14 protein-coding genes, 1 tRNA gene and 2 pseudogenes are annotated in these 18036 nt (G+C 64.1%); 11 read left to right on the forward strand and 6 right to left on the reverse strand.

Annotated features, from left to right (window positions below; translation table 11 throughout):
• Positions 1-71: 71 nt before the first annotated feature.
• The gene (locus tag AB3L03_RS16470) at positions 72-914 is read right to left on the reverse strand and encodes an SDR family NAD(P)-dependent oxidoreductase (protein ID WP_204513082.1); all 843 of its coding nucleotides are present in this window, start codon (positions 912-914) and stop codon (positions 72-74) included.
• Positions 915-1109: 195 nt separating this feature from the next.
• Between AB3L03_RS16470 and AB3L03_RS16475 the strand changes: the two genes are divergently transcribed.
• The 10 genes and pseudogenes from AB3L03_RS16475 to AB3L03_RS16520 all read left to right on the forward strand — a co-directional run bounded on the left by AB3L03_RS16475 (position 1110) and on the right by AB3L03_RS16520 (position 13630).
• Positions 1110-2075, forward strand: coding sequence for a sensor histidine kinase (locus AB3L03_RS16475; RefSeq protein WP_085349750.1), 966 nt, complete (start codon positions 1110-1112; stop codon positions 2073-2075).
• A gap of 208 nt (positions 2076-2283) precedes the next feature.
• Complete coding sequence (locus AB3L03_RS16480; protein WP_204514042.1) at positions 2284-4020, forward strand: bifunctional diguanylate cyclase/phosphodiesterase; 1737 nt, start codon at positions 2284-2286, stop codon at positions 4018-4020.
• Between the two features lie 218 nt (positions 4021-4238).
• Positions 4239-5423, forward strand: coding sequence for a substrate-binding domain-containing protein (locus AB3L03_RS16485; RefSeq protein WP_368508918.1), 1185 nt, complete (start codon positions 4239-4241; stop codon positions 5421-5423).
• 167 nt (positions 5424-5590) lie between these two features.
• Positions 5591-6367, forward strand: a complete 777-nt coding sequence (locus tag AB3L03_RS16490) for an ABC transporter ATP-binding protein (protein WP_368508919.1) — start codon at positions 5591-5593, stop codon at positions 6365-6367.
• Entirely contained in the window at positions 6364-7086 is a 723-nt protein-coding gene (locus tag AB3L03_RS16495; protein ID WP_368508920.1) for an ABC transporter ATP-binding protein, read from the forward strand. Before AB3L03_RS16490 ends, AB3L03_RS16495 begins: the two co-directional genes overlap by 4 nt.
• Positions 7083-8093, forward strand: a complete 1011-nt coding sequence (locus tag AB3L03_RS16500; protein WP_027566072.1) for a branched-chain amino acid ABC transporter permease — start codon at positions 7083-7085, stop codon at positions 8091-8093. Before AB3L03_RS16495 ends, AB3L03_RS16500 begins: the two co-directional genes overlap by 4 nt.
• A complete protein-coding gene (locus AB3L03_RS16505; protein WP_368508921.1) occupies positions 8090-9175 on the forward strand; it encodes a branched-chain amino acid ABC transporter permease in 1086 nt (361 codons plus the stop codon). The genes AB3L03_RS16500 and AB3L03_RS16505 overlap by 4 nt, the downstream gene beginning before the upstream one ends.
• A gap of 136 nt (positions 9176-9311) precedes the next feature.
• Positions 9312-12422 (forward strand): annotated as a pseudogene (locus AB3L03_RS16510) (EAL domain-containing protein).
• 1 nt (position 12423) lies between these two features.
• Entirely contained in the window at positions 12424-13479 is a 1056-nt protein-coding gene (locus AB3L03_RS16515; protein ID WP_368508922.1) for a diguanylate cyclase, read from the forward strand.
• Positions 13480-13553: 74 nt separating this feature from the next.
• Positions 13554-13630: transfer RNA gene (locus tag AB3L03_RS16520), tRNA-Arg, on the forward strand.
• 93 nt (positions 13631-13723) lie between these two features.
• Here AB3L03_RS16520 and AB3L03_RS16525 read toward each other — a convergent pair.
• Positions 13724-13933, reverse strand: coding sequence for a hypothetical protein (locus AB3L03_RS16525; protein WP_368508923.1), 210 nt, complete (start codon positions 13931-13933; stop codon positions 13724-13726).
• Positions 13934-14101: 168 nt separating this feature from the next.
• Here AB3L03_RS16525 and dinB point away from each other — a divergent pair.
• Positions 14102-15204: pseudogene (gene dinB, locus AB3L03_RS16530) on the forward strand (DNA polymerase IV).
• A 116-nt stretch (positions 15205-15320) separates the two neighbouring features.
• Here dinB and AB3L03_RS16535 read toward each other — a convergent pair.
• From AB3L03_RS16535 to AB3L03_RS16550, 4 genes are all read right to left on the reverse strand, one after another.
• Positions 15321-15614 (reverse strand): hypothetical protein, encoded by a 294-nt coding sequence (locus AB3L03_RS16535; RefSeq protein ID WP_007598221.1) that lies wholly within the window; start codon positions 15612-15614, stop codon positions 15321-15323.
• Between the two features lie 242 nt (positions 15615-15856).
• Positions 15857-16543, reverse strand: coding sequence for a DNA-3-methyladenine glycosylase I (locus tag AB3L03_RS16540; protein ID WP_368508924.1), 687 nt, complete (start codon positions 16541-16543; stop codon positions 15857-15859).
• 111 nt (positions 16544-16654) lie between these two features.
• On the reverse strand, positions 16655-16999 hold the full coding sequence (locus AB3L03_RS16545) for an N-acetyltransferase family protein (RefSeq protein ID WP_368508925.1): 345 nt from the start codon (positions 16997-16999) through the stop codon (positions 16655-16657).
• A 288-nt stretch (positions 17000-17287) separates the two neighbouring features.
• The gene (locus AB3L03_RS16550; RefSeq protein WP_018455855.1) at positions 17288-18028 is read right to left on the reverse strand and encodes a di-trans,poly-cis-decaprenylcistransferase; all 741 of its coding nucleotides are present in this window, start codon (positions 18026-18028) and stop codon (positions 17288-17290) included.
• Positions 18029-18036: the final 8 nt, after the last annotated feature.

Here is an 18036-nt window from a genome sequence, read left to right on the forward strand (position 1 = left end):
CGAGCGATGCGAAGCAATCCTGACTTCCTCTGCGGAATGCTTCGTCGCTTCGCTCCTCGCAATGACGAAAACTACCCGGCCCCCTGATCGAACGCCTTGCGCAGGGCCACGTAGCCCTGCTGCTGCTGGCTCCAGTTGCGGCCGCCGGTCATCGCGCCGTCGATGACGAGGTCATGGCCGTTGATGAAGCTGGATTCGTCGCTGGCCAGGAACACCGCAGCATGGGCGATGTCATCGGGAAGGCCGGCGCGCGGGATCGGCTGCGCGGTCTTGTAGACCTCGCGCATCACGGCCGGCGTCTTCTCCGCCGCGTCGGTCGAAAGCCCGAGCGCCTTGCCGAAAATGCCGGTCGCGATGGCGCCGGGCGAGATCGAGTTGACGCGGACGTTGGATTCGCCGAGCTCCATCGCCACGCATTTGGTGAGATGGATCACCGCCGCTTTGGCTGCACCATAGACCATCGATGACGAGAAGCCGGCAAGACGGCCGGCGATGCTGCCATTGTTGATGATGCTGCCAAATCCCTGCTTCTTCATGTGCGGCGCGGCGTGCTTCATGCCGAGCATGACGCTGCGCAGCAGGGTCGCCATCGCCGCGTCAAAGCGCTCGACCTCGAGGCCTTCGATGCCGCCGGTCTGCGCCGGACCGCCGGCATTGTTGAACAGGCAGTCGATGCGGCCGAATTTGTCCACCGCGAGCGCGATCAGCGCCTGCATCTGCGCTTCGGCCGTCACATCCGTCTGGCGGAAGACGCAATTCGCCCCGAGCTGCTTCGCCAGGGCCTCGCCTTCCGGTATGCGCCGGCCCGCGATCACAATTTTGGCACCTTCGGCAACGAAGACTTCTGCGGTCCGCAACCCGATCCCGCTCGTCGCGCCCGTGATCACCGCGACCTTGCCATCCAGCCTGCCCATGGAATGTCCCTGTTTTCGAACCTCTTGACGCCAAATGGCGGACACCGATCGACGACGGCGCCGCGACGGTCGGCGCCGCGGCAGGCACTATTCCTGCCAGCTTCCGACAAGGCAAGCTTTGCTTGGGGCCGGCGACATGCGTAACATTCCTGGCGATCGCTCGATTGTCGAACGCATATCGCGACCGGACTGCGCATGGGGAAGCTGATCGACGAATTCCGCAAGGGCTGGCAGGGCGTGGCACCGCCGTCGCTCGGCCTGAGCCTTGCGTTTGCGGTCGCCTGCCTGCTGGTTGCGACGCTGGCGCGCTGGGCCCTCGCCCATGTGCGGCCCGACGTCTATTTCACGCCGTATTTCCCGGCCGTGTTCTTTGCAGCCGCGTTCGGCGGCTTCCGCATCGGCATCATCACGGCGCTGGTGGGCGGCGTGCTCGGCGTCGTCGTGAATTTCGGCGATGCCTTTGCCGATAACGCGCGATTCGCCCTGCTGGCGCTATATTGGGCGGTCTGCGCGCTCACCATCTGGGGCGTCGAGCACTATCGCTCGCTCCTCGTCGAGCAGCGGCGGATTTCCAGACGCCTGATCGAGGAAGAAGACTACCGCAAGCTGCTGGTCGACGAGCTCCAGCACCGGCTGAAGAACAAGCTGTCGACGGTGCATGCCGTGCTGCATCAGGTGCTGCACGATCAGCCGCAGATCTGGGCCCGGATCGATCCGCGGCTGCGGTCGCTTGCCGCGACCGACGATTTGATCTCACGGATCGACAAGGCCGGCTGCGACATTCGCGACCTCCTGATCTCCGAGCTCGGCCCTTACGGCCATGTCCGCTTCACGCTCAACGGCGACCGGCTGTTCCTGCCGCCGAAACTTGCGGTCACGCTGTCCCTGATGTTTCACGAACTCGCCACCAACGCAGGCAAATATGGCGCGTTCTCCGCGCCGCGCGGGCTGTTGCAGGTGTCATGGACCGTCAGCGACGATCGCCTGACCGTGACCTGGGATGAAACCGAGGGTCCGAGCGTCGACAAGATCTCCGAGCCGGGTTTCGGCACCAAGCTGTTGAAGTCGGCGCTGTCGGCCTTCGACGGCAAGACGGAGGTCTCCTATCTCAGGACCGGACTTCATTGCACCATGCAATGCCGTATCCCCAAGGACGGTTAGACGCGGCGCCAACGAAACCCGTTCGCGCGCGTCGTTCGCGGTTTCACCGGACGCGTTGACGCCCTGTTAATGACGATAGGCTGCGCGCGTCGCATCGCCGCAAAACACCACCGTAATTCTCCGGGCCCCTTAACCAAACTTAAGAGGGAACCGCGCAAGATCGCGGCCATTGCAAAGGCGCGCTGAAACAACAAGATTCATGACTTCTATGAACGACAACAAATATTCCGGCGCGAGCGAAGCCGAACTCGGATTTCTCAAGGAAATCGTTAGAATGCTGCCTGCCGGCCTGACCGTGCAGGACGCGCAAGGCGAACTTCTCCTGGTCAACGATGTCGCGGCTGCCCAGCTCGGCATGGACGGCAGCCGCCCCTCGCGCGATCTCGCGTCGCGCCTCGAAGCCTGCCGGCAGGCCCTGAGCTCCGGCCAGGCGGTCGTCGCCGAGGAAGCGCTCCACGACGGAGCCGCACGCCAGGTGCTGCTGACCACCCATCGTCCGGTCCGCCTCGACGGACGCGAGCTGCTGATCTCGGCCTCCTCCGACATCACCGAGCAGAAGAATTTCGAGGACCAGCTGTTCCGCTCGGCCTATTTCGACGATCTGACCGGCCTGCCCTCGCGACGCGTGATCGAGCATCGCGCCACCAGCCTGCTCGCGCAGGGTCGCACCGGCGATCGCTTTGCGCTCGCCTTTCTCGACGTCGACAATTTCAAGCACATCAACGACTATTACGGCCACGCCGTGGGCGACGCCCTGCTGGTCGAGCTGTCGAAGCGGCTTGGACGCGGCTTGCGCGACTCGGACATGCTGTCGCGCATCTCCGGGGACGAATTCCTGCTGCTGCTATCGCCGATCCAGAACCAGGAGGAAGTCGCCGAATTCATGCAGTCGACGCTGGAGCGGCTGACGGCGCCGTTCTTCATCGACAATTCGGAAGTGTTCGCCTCAACCTCCGTCGGCATCAGCCTCTACCCCGATCACGGAAGCAGCTTCGAGACACTGCGCCAGAACGCCGACATCGCGATGTACCGCATCAAGAATGACGGCAAGGGATCGGCGGCCTTCTTCGATTCCAGCATGGAACGCGAGGCGCTGGCGCGGATGAAGATCGAGCAGTCGCTGCGGCAGGCCATCCTGGAGAAGCGCTTCTGCTGCGCCTTCCAGTCCAAGGTCGACATCCGCACGCAGGACGTGAAGGGCATCGAGGCCCTGGTGCGGCTGCGCGACGACGAGGGCGTGATCCAGGCGCCCGGCTCGTTCATCAATCTTGCCACCGAGCTCGGGCTGATCGACGAGCTGACCCATCTCGTGCTCGCCGAGATCGTCAAGTCGATCGACCTCATCAACGAGACGTTCGGTGCGGAAGCGACCATCAGCATCAACGTCGCGGCCAAGCAGGCCGGCAACCCGGAGTTCATGCGCAGCTTTGCCCAAGCGCTCGACTACACCGGCTTTCCGCAGCGCTTCATGATCGAGGTGACGGAAGACGCCTTCGTCGCCAAGAATCATTTCCAGGCCGAGATCCTGCCGATGTTCCGCAAGCTCGGCGTCGCCATCTCGATCGACGATTTCGGCACCGGCTATTCCTCGCTCTCGGCGCTGGCCGACATCACCGCGGACGAGATCAAGATCGACCGCTCCTTCATCACCGATATCCATAAGCGTCCGCGCAACCAGGGCATCCTGCGCGCGATCGAATCCCTGAGCGAAGCGCTCGGCATGACCGTGATTGCCGAAGGCATCGAATCCTACGAGGAGCTCGCCTACCTCCAGGCTGCGACCAAGATCCGTTACGCGCAGGGCTATTATTTCTCCCGGCCGATCTTCCTGGAGGAGCTGAAGCTCGCAACGCCCGTCTCCAGCGAAGCACGCGCCAGCGTCACAAACCGCTCGACGCAGCAGAACCGGCAGGGCTATTCCCGCGCGAACGGATACCGGCGGTAACCCCCGGCCTGATCGTTACTTTGCAAAGCCTGAGCGACCCGTTCCACGGGTGAGGTCAACAATTGCATCTGCCGATTTCCTCGGCAGAAGCGATCCGGCGCGGCCGGGCCGGACAATGTCACACATGCCCGTCGCGTGGTCCGCCGGAAGGTGGAATTGCAATGTCCGCACGGTTGTGCAAATCGCTATGGCCAAAGAATTCATCAGGAGGGACCATCGTGCGCCGATCGCTCATCTTAACAACAACCATCCTCGCCCTCGCCGCGGGCACCTCCGCACAGGCCGACGATCTCAAGATCGCGCTGATCTATGGCAAGACCGGCCCGCTCGAGGCCTATGCCAAGCAGACCGAGACCGGCCTGCAGATGGGGTTCGAATACGCCACCAAGGGCACCATGACGCTCGACGGGCGCAAGATCGTCGTCATCACCAAGGACGACCAGGGCAAGCCGGATCTCTCCAAGGCCGCGCTCGCGGAAGCCTATCAGGACGACAAGGTTGACATCGCGATCGGCACGACCTCGTCGGCCGCGGCACTCGCGATCCTGCCCGTCGCCGAGGAAAACAAGAAAATCCTGATCGTCGAGCCCGCGGTCGCGGATCAGATTACCGGCGAGAAGTGGAATCGCTATATCTTCCGCACCGCGCGCAACTCGTCGCAGGACGCGATCTCGAACGCAGTCGCGATCGGCAAGCAGGGCGTCACCGTCGCGACGCTGGCGCAGGACTACGCCTTCGGCCGCGACGGCGTCGCCGCCTTCAAGGAGGCGCTCGGCAAGACGGGGGCGACGCTCGCCGCCGAAGAATATGCCCCGACCTCGACCACCGACTTCACCGCGGTCGGCCAGCGCCTGTTCGACGCGCTGAAGGACAAGCCGGGCCGCAAGGTGATCTGGGTGATCTGGGCCGGCGCCGGCAATCCGCTGGCGAAACTCCAGGACATGGATCCGAAGCGCTACGGCATCGAGCTGTCCACCGGCGGCAACATCCTGCCGGCGCTCGCCGCCTACAAGGGCCTGCCCGGCATGGAAGGCGCGACCTATTATTTCTACGCGATCCCGAAGAACCCGGTGAATGACTGGCTCGTCGCCGAGCACCAGAAGCGCTTCAACGCGCCGCCGGACTTCTTCACCGCAGGCGGATTCGCCGCCGCGACGTCCGTCGTCGCCGCCGTCACCAAGGCGAAGTCGACCGATACCGAGAAGCTGATCACGGCCATGGAAGGCCTGGAGTTCGACACGCCGAAGGGCAAGATGATGTTCCGCAAGGAAGACCATCAGGCGCTGCAGAGCATGTATCACTTCAAGGTCAAGGTCGATCCGAATGTCGCCTGGGCCGTGCTCGAGCCGGTGCGCGAACTGAAGATCGAAGACATGGACGTTCCGATCAAGAACAAGCGCTGATCTTTCTTCCTTCACCTCTCCCGCTTGCGGGAGAGGCCGGGAGAAGGCTCTGTCCTCTTGGGGTTCTCGCCTGAGGAGACACCCTCTCCCACCCTCTCCCGCAAGCGGGAGAGGGAGCGCAGCCTGATCGCGGACAAATTCTCCTCTCATCATTTGCCAGATCCGCCATGACGCTGACCCTCGAAACCCGCGACCTCACCATCCGCTTCGGCGGCCATGTCGCGGTCAACAGCGTCACTTGCAGCTTCCGCCCGGGCGAACTCACCGCGATCGTCGGCCCGAACGGCGCCGGCAAGACCACTTATTTCAACCTGATCTCCGGCCAGCTCCGCGCATCGAGCGGCAGCATTCTGTTCGACGGCACCGACATCACCCAGCATTCCGCGCCGATGCGGACGCGCGCAGGCCTGGGGCGCGCCTTCCAGCTCACCAACCTCTTTCCGAATCTGTCGGTGGAGGAAAACGTCCGCCTCGCGGTGCAGGCCGCCAACGGCACTCACTACGACATGTTGCGGCCCTGGATGGTCCGCCGTGATCTGATCGGCCGCGCCGATGCTATCCTGGATCAGGTCGCGCTCGGCGGCCGCCGTGGCGTCGCCGCGACCGCACTGTCGCATGGCGATCAGCGTAAGCTCGAGGTCGCGCTGATGATGGCGCTCGAGCCAAAGGTGTTCATGTTCGACGAGCCGACCGCGGGCATGAGCATCGACGAGGTGCCGGTCGTGCTGAACCTGATCGCGCAGCTCAAGCAGGACAAAAGCAGGATCATTCTCCTGGTCGAGCACAAGATGGACGTGGTGCGATCGCTCGCCGACCGCATCATCGTGTTGCATAACGGGCAGCTTGTTGCGGACGGCAGGCCTGCCGAGGTGATTGCGTCACCGATCGTGCAGGAAGCCTATCTCGGCGTCGCGCCCAATAAAGTTGCAGGGAGCGCAGCATGACCGATCTGTTGAGGCTCTCCGGTGTTCACACTCATATCGGCCGCTATCACATCCTCCAGGGCATCGATCTCGCTGTCGCACAGGGGCAGACCACGATGCTGCTCGGCCGCAACGGCGCCGGCAAGACCACGACGTTGCGCACCATCATGGGCCTCTGGCAGGCCTCCTCCGGCGAGATCAGCCTCGCCGGCGAGCGCATCGAGAGCCGTGCGACGCCCGACGTCGCGCGGCTCGGCGTCGGCTACGTGCCGGAGAGCATGGCGGTGTTTTCGGACCTCACGGTGAAGGAAAATCTGGTGCTGGCGGCGCGCGACGGACCACTCGACGACGCCCAGCTGGACTGGATTTTTGGCTTCTTCCCCGCGCTGCGCCGGTTCTGGCTGTCGCGCGCGGGAAGTCTCTCGGGCGGACAGAAGCAGATGTTGTCGATTGCCCGCGCCATCATCGAACCGCGCAAGCTCCTGCTGATCGACGAGCCGACCAAGGGGCTGGCCCCAGCAATCGTGATGGCGCTGATCGAGTGCCTGAAGGAGATCAAGCGCAAGGGCGCCACGATCCTGATGGTCGAGCAGAATTTCTTTGCCGCCCGCGAGCTCGGCGACGACGTGCTGGTGATGGACAACGGCACCATCGTTCATCGCGGCGAGATGGCCGCCTTGGCCGCCGACGTGCCACTGCAGGAGCGGCTGCTCGGCCTGAGCCTGGAGACGCATCAATGACCGAGCTCGCCGCAACCGATCCGCTGCCGAAGCCGAAGCGCGACATCGCGCCGATCCTGCTGCCGATCGCGGTCGCCCTGGTGATGATCCCGCTGATCGGCTCGCCCAGCACCTGGCTGACGCTGACGGCCGCGAGCCTCGCGATGGGCATGATGATCTTCATCATGGCCTCCGGCCTGACGCTCGTGTTCGGCCTGATGGACGTGCTCAATTTCGGCCATGGCGCCTTCATCGCGGTCGGGGCCTATGTCGCGACCCTCGTTCTGGCGCCGTTCGCGGCCTCGCTCCAGGCGGATTCGCTGTGGATCAACCTCGCGGTGCTGGCGCCGGCGGCACTGCTGTCGATGGCGGTGTCCGGCGCGCTCGGCCTGATCGTCGAGCGGGTGCTGATCCTGCCCGTCTACGGCCAGCATCTGAAGCAGATCCTGATGACGACGGGCGGCCTGATCGTCGCCGAGCAGACGCTCTATGCGGTGTGGGGGCCGCAGATCATCCCGACGCCGCTGCCGACCTCGCTGCGCGGCTCCTTCATCCTCGGCGACGTCGCGATCGCGAAATACCGCGTGCTGGCGACGCTGATCGGCCTCGCCGTCTTCATCGCGATCCAGCTGGTGCTCAACCGAACCAAGCTCGGGCTTCTGATCCGCGCCGGCGTCGAGAATCGCGAGATGGTCGAGGCGCTCGGCTATCGCATCCGCCGTCTGTTCCTCGGCGTGTTCATGACGGGATCGGCGCTCGCCGGCCTCGGCGGCGTGATGTGGGCGCTGTATCGCGAGCAGGTCCACGCCTCCATGAGCGACGACCTCACCGTCCTGATCTTCATCGTCGTCATCATCGGGGGCCTCGGCTCGATCGGCGGCTGCTTCATCGGAGCGATCCTGGTGGCAATGATTGCCAATTACGGCGGCTTCCTGGTGCCGAAGCTCGCCCTCGTCTCCAACATCCTGCTGATGGTCGCCATTCTGATGTGGCGGCCGCGCGGCCTCTATGCGGTGACCAGCCGATGATGATCCTGTCAGGCGATCCGCCGCGCAGCCGCGTGCTCACGCTCGTTCTCGTCCTCATCATCCTGGCGCTGGTGGCGACGCCGTTCCTGTTTCCCGGGGCGAAGGCGCTGAACGTCGCGGCCAAGATCTGCGTCTTCGCCGCGCTGGTCGCCTCCTACGACCTCCTGCTCGGCTATACCGGCTCGGTGTCATTCGCACACACCATGTTCTACGGGATCGGCAGCTACGCGATCGCGATCGCGCTGTACGGGATGGGCCCGAATTGGGGCGCGGTCGCAACCGGCATCGTGGTCGGCCTGCCGCTTGCCGCGCTGCTTGCGCTTGCAATCGGACTGTTCTCGCTGCGGGTCGCCGCGATCTTCTTTGCCATGATCACGCTGGCGGTCGCATCCGCCTTCCAAGTGCTGGCCTCGCAGCTGTCCTGGCTGACCGGCGGCGAGGACGGGCGCAGCTTTCAGCTGCCCGAGCTGCTCAGGCCCGGCACGGTGCTGATCTCGAAGAACGTGCTGGGATTCGAGGTCAACGGCCGCCTCCTGACCTACTATCTGGTGTTCGCCGTCTCCGCCCTGATGATCCTCGCTTTGCTGCGGGTGGTGAACTCGCCGTTCGGGCGCGTGCTGCAGGCGATCCGCGAAAACCGCTTCCGCGCCGAGGCGCTCGGCTTCCGCACCGTTTTCCACCTGAGCTACGCCAACTGCATCGCCGCACTGGTCGCCGCCGGCGCCGGCATTCTCAATGCACTGTGGCTGCGCTATGCCGGCCCCGATACCTCGCTCAGCTTCTCGATCATGCTGGACATCCTGCTGATGGTCGTGATCGGCGGCATGGGCACGATCTACGGCGCGATCATCGGCGCCACCATCTTCATCCTCGCCCAGAACTATCTGCAGGCGCTGATGGGCGTCGCCTCCAAGGCGGCGTCGGAAGCCGGCCTGCCACTGCTGCCGGGGCTGTTGCATCCCGACCGCTGGCTGCTGTGGCTCGGACTGCTCTTCATCGCCAGCGTCTACTTCTTTCCGACCGGCGTGGTGGGACGGCTGCGCAGTGCCGGCGACCACAAGAGTGCGGGCAGCGCGCATTAACGCGCGATTCATGATGCAGCGCGGCGGCTCGCTCGGCGCAACCGTATTCGCGCAACGAGATTAACGCCCAGGTAACTGGCTTTCCTAAGCTTTACGCCATTTGTGCGGTGTATTCCTGTCCTTCCAGGGGGAGGGAATGCGCCAGGTCTTTGCAGAGATTGCGTCACGAATGATCCTAGCCGCGAAGCACGGCTGGGAGGCAGCCATTCGGCGCGGACCGGTGCTGTGGCTCACTTTGTGCGGCGTGTTGCTGGTCGCCGGGATCTTCGCCGTGACCGCCATAGCCGTCGGCGAATTTCGCGAACGTACCCTGGCCAACCGCGAGCGCGAGCTGGAAAATACGGTGCAGCTGATCGCGCGGCACTTCGATCAGCAATTCGAAGATGCGGACGTCGTCGCCGCCGATGTGATCGGGCAGATGAACCTGCCGGAGATCAGTTCCGCCGCGATGTTCCGCGAGCGCATGTCCGGACCTGCGACGAACCAGATGCTGCTGAGCAAGATCAGCTCGGTGTCTTATCTCGGCGACATCGCGATCTACGATGCCGACGGCGAACTGATCAACTGGTCGCGAGCCCAGCCGCTACCCAAAATCAACATCTCCTCGCGCGCCTACTTCCAGACCTTCAAATCCGATCCGGTGGCCGAACCGGTGATTCTGGAGTCGGTCCGCAGTTTCATCATCGGCAAATGGACCACGATTGTCGCGCGTCGGCTGAACGGCGTGGACGGCAGCTTCCTCGGCACGATGGTCCGCCGGATCGATCCGGACAGCTACCAGAACTATTTCGCATCCGTTGCGCTTGCGGAGGGCACGGCGATCTCGCTGTTCGACCGCAATGGCAAGATGCTGTCGCGCTACCCGCATGTCGAAGAGCTTATCGGCAGGGACTTCAAGGACGCGCCGCTGATGCGCAAGATGCTGGCCGAAGGTGGCCGGCACACCCTGCGCGTCAGGGGCCCGATCGACGGCGACGAGCGCCTCGGCTCCGGCGCCTCGCTTTCGCATTTCCCGCTGGTCATCGTCGCGACCAACACCACGAGCGCGGCGCTGGCCGACTGGCGGCAGCAGACCGGTTTCATGGTCACCACCGCCGCGCTTTCGGCGACTGTGATTGCGCTGATCCTGTTCCTGATCGTTCGCCAGATCAGCCGGCAGAATCGGGAGGCGCAGCAGCGGCTGGAAGCGGAGCGAGGGCGGCTCGACACCGCCTTGAACAACATGTCGCAAGGGTTGATCCTGTACGATGCAGCCGGATACATCGTCACCTGCAACCGCCGCTACGCCGACATGTTCGGCCTCTCCCACGACGTCATCAAGCCCGGCTGTCACATCCGCGAGGCGATGTATCATCGCAAGGAGCGCAGCGCGTTCGAAGGCGATGTCGAGGCATTTTGCGCCGACGTCATGAGGATCGTCGCGGAGGGCACGGTCTCCACCAGAAGCCATCACTTGCCGAGCGGCCGCGCTTTCCAGGTCATCAACACCCCCACTCGCGCAGGGCGGGTGGGTGGCCACGATCGAAGACATCACCGAACGCCGCAATCTGGAGCAGGAACGCGACCGCAACTACATGTTCCTACGCGAGATCATCGACCACATCCCATCGCAGATCACGGTGAAGGATGCTCAAACGCGGCAATATCTGCTCGTCAACCGGACCGCCGAAGAGCAATTCGGCCAATCGAGTGAAAACATCGTTGGCAAGACTCCCTTCGACATTTACCCGGATGCCTCCGCCAGAGTCGTCACCGACGACGACAGCAAGGCGCTGCAGATGACCGAGGGATTGTTCAAAGACGAACATGCCTGGCAGAGCCAGGCCAAGGGAATGCGCTACATCACCTCGACCCGGATCGGGATCCGCGACAATTCCGGCGAGCCGCGTTACCTCATCAACGTGGTCGAGGACGTCACCGAACGACGGCGCGCCGACGAAAAGATCGCGCATATGGCGCATTACGATGCGCTCACCGACCTGCCCAACCGGACGCTATTCCGCGAGCAGATCGAGCGCGAACTTGAGAAGGTCGGCGGCGGCAGTCAGTTCGCGCTGCTCTATATCGACGTCGACGAGTTCAAGGGCATCAACGATTCGCTCGGCCATCACATCGGCGACGAGCTGTTGAAGGAATCGCCGCCCGCATCCGCGGCTGCCTCGGACAGGACGACCTGATCGCGCGGCTCGGCGGCGACGAATTCGCGATGATCCAGACCGGCATCAAGTCGTCCGCCGACGTGGTGTCATTCGTGACGCGGATCTTCGAGGCGATCCGCCGGCCCTATCACTGCTTCGGCCATCAGCTCTCCACCGACGCCAGCATCGGCATCGCGATGGCGCCGCAGGACGGCACCGATCTCGACCAGCTCATCAAGAATGCCGATCTCGCGATGTACGGCGCCAAGGCCGGAGGACGCCGCACTCACCGCTTCTTCGAGCCGGAGATGGATGCGAGCGCCAAGGCGCGCCTGAGCCTGGAGCAGGATCTGCGGCAGGCCCTGGTGAACGGCGGTTTCGAGATCCACTATCAGCCGCTGGTCGACTTGCGCACCAATGAGGTCACAGGCTGCGAGGCGCTGCTGCGCTGGCGGCATCCCGAGCGCGGCATGGTGTCGCCGGCGGAGTTCATTCCGATTGCCGAGGACACCGGCCTGATCAACGAGCTCGGCGACTGGGTGCTGCGCATGGCCTGCAACGAGGCCGCGACCTGGCCGGCGCATGTGCGTGTCGCGGTCAACGTCTCGCCGGTGCAGCTCAAATGCGACACGCTGGCACTGCGGATCGCCGGCGCGCTCGCCGCTTCCGGACTTGCCCCCTCCCGGCTCGAGCTCGAGATCACCGAGGCCGTGCTGATCCGCGACGACGAGGCGGCGCTCTCGATCCTGCACCAGCTCCGCGCCATCGGCGTGCGCATCGCGCTCGACGATTTCGGCACCGGCTATTCCTCGCTCAGCTATCTGAAGCGCTTCCCGTTCGACAAGATCAAGATCGACCGCTGTTTCGTCGCTGATATCGCCGAGACGAGCGGCGCGCCCGTGATCGTGCAGGCGGTGGTGAACATCGCCGCCGCCAGCGACATGACCACGGTCGCGGAGGGCGTCGAGACCGAGGCGCAGCGCGAGATGCTGCGTGCGCTCGGCTGCACGGAGATGCAGGGTTATCTCTTCAGCAGACCGAAGCCGGCCAGCGAAGTGCGAAAGCTGTTCGGTTCGAGCCATGCCTTGCCGGTGGCGGCGGTGGCCTGAGGTGGCGAAGCCGGGGAAAACGCCAGCCAAGACGGTCGACGTTGCGGATTCCTATGCCGTGCGGCTGATGCAGCATCTGGTGGTGCCGACCTTCGTGATCGACCCCAAGCGCCGCGTCGTGATCTGGAACAGGGCCTGCGAGCGGCTGACCGGTGTCGCCGCCTCCGAGGTGATCGGCACCAATAAGCACTGGCAGGCCTTCTACGAGACCAGGCGCCCTTGCCTCGCTGACCTCGTCGCACTCGACCGCCCTGAACAGCTGCCGGAGTTCTATTCGGAGTATGGCGCGCGCGGCCACAACGGGCTTGGCTTCAGCGCCGAAAACTGGTGCGTGATGCCGAAGCTCGGCAGCCAGCTCTATCTCGCCATCGACGCCGGGCCGATCCACGACGAGGCCGGCCATCTGATCGCGGTGGTGGAGACGCTGCGCGACCTTACCGACCAGAAGCGCGCCGAGATGGCCCTGAAGGAGCTTGCCACCAAGGACGGGTTGACCGGCCTGTCGAACCGCCGCGCGTTCGACCAGATGCTGATGAGCGAATGGGCCCGCGCCCAGCGGACGCAGAAGCCGATGGCGCTGCTGTTCGTCGACGTCGATCATTTCAAGCTGTTCAACGACCGCCACGGCCACCAGAGCGGCGATGAATGCCTGCGCGCGGTCGCGTCCGTCGTCAGCCGGCATGCCGTGCGCCCGCTCGATCTCGCCAGCCGCTATGGCGGCGAGGAATTCGCGCTGATCCTGCCGGACATGGATTGCGATGCCGCCTGCGCCATCGCCGACGAGATCCGCTGCGCCGTGATGACCTTGCGGATCACCCATGGCGCCATCGGGGCCGGTGACCACGTCACCCTCAGCGTCGGCGTCGCCAGCCACATTCCGGACGAAACCGACGACAGCCCCCAACGGCTGCTGGGCGCGGCCGACCAGGCGCTCTATGCGGCCAAACGGCTCGGCCGCAACCGCGTCATGTGCTCCGAACGGCTGCTCGCCGAGTTCGCCAAGCTCGGGCGGGACGGCGTGCCGGTTCCTGACCGCGCGACTCGTAAATCAGCCTAGCCCAAATCAGCCTGGACGAAGCCGGCGGAAGCGGTTGCCCACCCTCCGCCAATCGGCTAAATGAACCTCGACTAGCACCCGTAGCTCAGCTGGATAGAGCGTTGCCCTCCGAAGGCAAAGGTCACACGTTCGAATCGTGTCGGGTGCGCCAGTCTCTTCCAGTCCGCGCTGGGAGCACCCTCACCCGAATTTCCTTGATACCGCTCGCGCCGGAGCCATCGCCTGCTCAGCGCAAGCCCCACGCTCAATTCAGCATCGAGATGATCGTCTGGACCTGGTCGGAAGCCGACGTCACCAGTCCGGCGTACGACGTCTGACCATGTGCGGCTGCTATCAGGATGCATTCGGCTACGGCCGCCTTCAGGCCGAAGACCGACTGATCGGGCGGCACGCTGGCCATCACGGCCTCCAGCGCCTGACGCATCGTTCGAATGAGTTCGGAGCTGTATTGCATGGGCTGTCCTCCGCAGGCTCATATTAGAGCGCGTGGCCATGCTGGCCACTCACAAGCCTGAGATTGTTTTTTGATGAAGTGGGACATCCCGGAGCGGCGGCCAGCCTGTCTCGAGCGCTGAACCACACCCACCTCGCGCTTCTCATCGCTCGATTGTATCATCTTGCCATGAGCGAATCCGACACGGCGACCGGCGAAGCTTCGCCCGTCCGCAAGATCATCCATATCGACATGGATGCCTTCTACGCGTCCGTGGAACAACGCGACCATCCGGAGCTGCGCGGAAAGCCGGTCGCCGTCGGAGGCTCCGCGGAACGTGGCGTCGTCGCGGCCGCCAGTTATGAGGCCCGCGAGTTCGGCGTTCGCTCTGCCATGCCATCCGTGACGGCGAAGCGACAATGTCCCGATCTGATCTTCGTCAAGCCGCGCTTCGAGGTCTACAAGGCGATCTCTAGGCAGATCCGCGACATCTTCGCGGAGCATACCCCGATCATCGAGCCGTTGTCGCTCGACGAGGCCTACCTCGACGTGACGGAAAACCTGCAAGGCATCCCGCTGGCGCGTGATGTTGCGCTCAGGATCCGCGAGAGGATCAAGGCCGAGACGGGCCTCAACGCTTCGGCCGGCATCTCCTACAACAAGTTCCTGGCCAAGCTCGCCTCCGATCATCGCAAGCCCAACGGTCAGTTCGTGATTTCACCGGAGATGGGACCCGCCTTCGTCGAGACCCTGCCGGTCGGAAAATTCCATGGGATAGGCCCGGCCACGGGTGCGAAGATGAACTCGCTCGGCATGTTCACCGGTCTCGATATTCGTCGTCAGACGCTGGAGTTCATGAATGCGAATTTCGGCAAGTCGGGCGCCTATTACTACTGGATTTCGCGCGGTATCGACGAACGGCCGGTCCGGGCCAACCGGGTCCGCAAGTCCATCGGCGCGGAGACCACGTTCTCAAGCGATCTCACCGAATTCGACGCGCTGGTCGCCGAGCTCAAGCCGCTCGTCGACAAGGTGTGGCGCCATTGCGATGCGACGGGCAGCCGTGGCCGCACCGTCACCTTGAAGATCAAGTTTGCCGACTTCGAGATCATCACGCGCAGCAGGTCCGCTCTTTCGCCGGTTGCAGGCCGGGACGATCTTGAGCGGCTGGCTTGCGGCCTGCTCGAAGTCGAGATTCCGCTGCCCAAGAGCGTCAGGCTGCTGGGGGTCTCGCTGTCTTCGCTCAAGCCGGGGACGATGCGGAGCCGCCGCAGCTGACTCTCGGCATCTGAACCAAACCGACGGGCTTTCGACGGACGCAGACAGCCACGTAGAGCGCGCTCGCAACGCGAATCTACGGTGGCGGGTTTTCAGACTTGCCACCCAAGGTCGCTCCGCTGGGGCCCGATCAATGCCTCACGTGCTCGAACACGACGATCACGCCCGTCGGTTCGGGCTCGTGCGCCATCAGGCGAGTCAGCTCGGAATCGCCCCAATCCGCGAGGCTGACCACTTCGCCGCTCTGGCGCTCGGTGCCCGGCGGCGCCGTGGGCTCGACGACCTTCAGCCCCGTCTCATCGACGAAGAAAGTGTGCTCGCCGAACATGCTGTTGAGCTGCGGCATGGCGGGATGCTCGTCGGGCAGCACTTGAGCGCCGAGCTGGTTGACGGTCTGCTTCACCTGTTCGGATGTGAGCTTCATGAGCTGCTCCGTTTTTTGTCACGTCGGTTTCATTGAGCTGAGCCAGAGCGGGCGTTCCCTGCGCCTATGTTCGCCTGGCCCAATCTCCCGAACAGGTGCTGCGCACAAATGTTCCGGAGAAATGCATTTCGTGATCGCGCGTCGCGTCTGCCGCGCTTGCGGCACCAGATCGCCACAGGATGCACATGATTCAACATCCCAAAGAGCCAAATTCCAAGAGCTGATTCCAAGAGCCGAATTCGTTACTCGCTTCGGTTCTCGCCAACAGAGAGCGCGCAGATGCGTGACAGATATGTGTAGGACAACCCGGTCTCCTCGGCCCAAGCCTTGAACTGCGCCTGCACCTTGGCGAGATCGCCCTTCGACTTGACCTCTTCGGCAATGTCGAGACCGGCATCGCGCAGGCAGGCCACGACGTCCCTGGACGTCACAAAGCCGTCCCAGCCGACGAACCGCAGCAGCATCTGGCCGGTGTTGCCACCCAACCGGCTGCCACGCTTGCTCAGGAGATCGAGCAGGCCGATCTGGTCGGACGGCGGCCACTTCGCCAGAAACCTGCCGAAGCTGCCGTGCTCTCTTGCGATCGCCTGGACGAAAGCCGCGTTGTCGCGCACCGACATGATCTTGGCACCGTTGCGCACGATGCGCGCGTCGCGCAGCAGGCCCTCCCAATAATCCTCCGGCTGGAAGGTGAGCTTGGCCGGCAGGAAACGCAGGAAGGCGTCTTCAAACCCGTCCCATTTCGTCTCGATCACGCTCCAGGCAAAGCCCGCGCAAAACACACGCTTCGTCATCTCTGCGAGGATGCGGTCGTCGCCGCGTTTGGCGAGGCCCTTCAGGTCGGGCTTTTCCGGCATCAGCTTTTCGAGCGCCTTGGGCCCGCCCTTGCGTTTTTCGGCGCGAGCACGAATGGTCTTGAAGGAGGTCATTGGGAGACACGCGATTGAGGGTGTGCCACGACACCAGAATTCGACGCTCGGGTCCAGCTCCGCCACGTCCGCCGACTTCGGTCGCGCTTGCTCGGTTCGCGGCAAGCCCGGCTATCGCGACAGACGCTTCGCGAGATGGACCGACTGCCAGTCTCCGAGACCGGTGTCCTCGAACCCCGCTTTCTTCGCAAGACCGCGCATCTCGGCGTTCACGCGCGCGGTCTCGGCTGCAATCATCTCGTGACCGAGATCGCTCGCGTGCCTCTCCATCGCCGTCATCATCTGGAGGCCGACGCCCTGGCGCTGAAAGCCATCGGCAACAGAGATGGCGAAATCACCATGCCGTGCAGCCGCATCGTAGGCGTATCTGGTTTCGCCGATGATCGTGCCCTGCCCTTCCTGCCTGATCTCGGCCAGCAGGGTGAAATGATCGGGATCGCTGGCTTGGCGACGCATTCGGCCGCGATCATTGCAAAGTCCGCCCGCGCGCCCATGAAGCGCTTGTTGCGCGATGTCGTGGAGAGGCCCGTGAAATAGATCGAACGGATCTCGACATCGGACGCACTGGCCGGCCTGATACGAAGCGCTGACTCGACAATGGCATCCAGCAATGGCTGTGACATGCGCGCGGCTCTCGGCAGGTTGCATCGAATGCACACCTAGCCGAGACCGCGCGCTTACCGCTTGGACGGTGCTGCCAATCTTGCGGCCGAAAACGAACAGTTCGTTGCTCGGTGCCGGGCGTCACACGCGAGAGAGTGAAGGCACCTCCTCCGGCACGATCGCCTGGAGGCCGCCGAAGCGACGCTCGCGGCCGTGGAAGGAGGCCAGGGCCGCAGCGAGATCGCCTGCGTCGAATTCGGGCCACATCCGCTCGGTGAAGTGCAGCTCGGCATAGGCACCTTCCCAGAGCAGGAAGTCCGACAGCCGTTTCTCACCCGAGGTGCGGATGATGAGGTCGACGTCGCGCAAACCGGCCTCGCCGGTGACGAGCTGCGAGAACGCCTCGCGGGTGAGACTCGTCAGCGCCGCCGCCTTCGCCGCCGCGTTGAGGATGGCGTCGCGGGCGGAATAGTCGACGGCGATGCGCAGATGAAGCGTGCCACCGTGCGCGGTGGCGTCTTCCGCGCGCGCGATCGCATTGGCGATACCGTCGGGCAGGCGGTCTCGCCGGCCGATCACGGTGAGGCGCACGCCGTTCTTGACCAGGCTCTGCACCTCGTTGCCGAGGTAGAATCTCAGAAGCGTCATCAGCGCGGCGACCTCGGCCTTCGGCCTTCGCCAATTGTCGGTCGAGAAGGCGTAGAGCGTCAGCGTGCCGATGCCCTGCTTGGGCGCGGCCTCGACGATGCGGCGGATCGCCTCGACGCCGGCCTCATGGCCGCGCACGCGCGACAGGCCGCGCCGCGTCGCCCATCTGCCGTTGCCATCCATGATGATGCCGACGTGAAGCTTGTCGTTGCGGGACACAAGGTCACTTTGCATTGCAAAGT

The organism is Bradyrhizobium lupini (genome assembly GCF_040939785.1).
GTDB lineage: Bacteria > Pseudomonadota > Alphaproteobacteria > Rhizobiales > Xanthobacteraceae > Bradyrhizobium > Bradyrhizobium canariense_D.